Origin of the sequence: Umbribacter vaginalis (genome assembly GCA_001552935.1) — a bacterium.
In the GTDB taxonomy this organism is placed as follows: Bacteria; Actinomycetota; Coriobacteriia; order Coriobacteriales; family Eggerthellaceae; genus Berryella; species Berryella vaginalis.
The window spans coordinates 1-805 of record KQ959712.1; the positions used below are offsets into that span (position 1 = coordinate 1).

At 40.0% G+C, this 805-nt stretch carries 1 protein-coding gene; it reads right to left on the reverse strand.

Annotated features, from left to right (window positions below; genetic code table 11):
- A partial coding sequence (locus tag HMPREF3190_RS06170) for a VaFE repeat-containing surface-anchored protein (protein WP_449676332.1) occupies nucleotides 1–805 on the reverse strand: 805 nt, incomplete at both ends.

Genomic DNA, 805 nt, shown 5'->3' on the forward strand with positions numbered 1-805 from the left:
TTCTGTGTTGCCTTGGCGCAAACTCTCAAAGACTACCAATGTTTTACCTGATAGGTTGCTTGCATCAAAACTAAACTCCGTTTCAATAAAGCCACTTGCACGCCATGCGACAAAAGTCTTAGACATGGTAATAACGTTTCCATGCTTATCAGCAACTGGCTTGCCTGTGTCTTTATCCATTAAGGTAGATACCAGTGTGTATTTTTCACCTGGAACAAGATTGTCATAACTTACTGAATCGCTTACGGTCTGTCCTTTATCAGCAAATACTAGATTACTTTTAAGAGCTTTATTTTGCGCATAGGTATGCATAAGTCCAGGAACATGGATTGTTTGTAGCGTATTATCGCTATTAGCTTCTGAGTTTACTTTTTCACCTTTTGCGTTATAGATATACTCATATGCCACGATGGTTTTACCACGCTGCATATACGTATCTACAAAGAAATCAATATTTTGAAAGCCACTTGTCGTGGTAGGCGTAAATTCAATGCGTGTGCGATAAGGCGCACCATCTTTACCCTCAATGAACGTATTATCCGATGCATCTACCAGCACACCTTCAAGTACATACTTCTCGCCAACGTTTAAGTTTTCAAAGGTAACAGTGTCTATAAAATGCGCTTTGTGATCAAGTGCAGCTGTATGCGTTAAGCCCTCGCTGCGAAGTTCAGATGAGATGCGCTCACCTGGTTTATTAAACACTGTACCTAAATCAACGCATTTTTTATCACGCTGAATGTACACAGGGAAGCTTACAAGCTTTTTACCATAGTTAGCTGGAACAACTAACTCTTGTACAAAG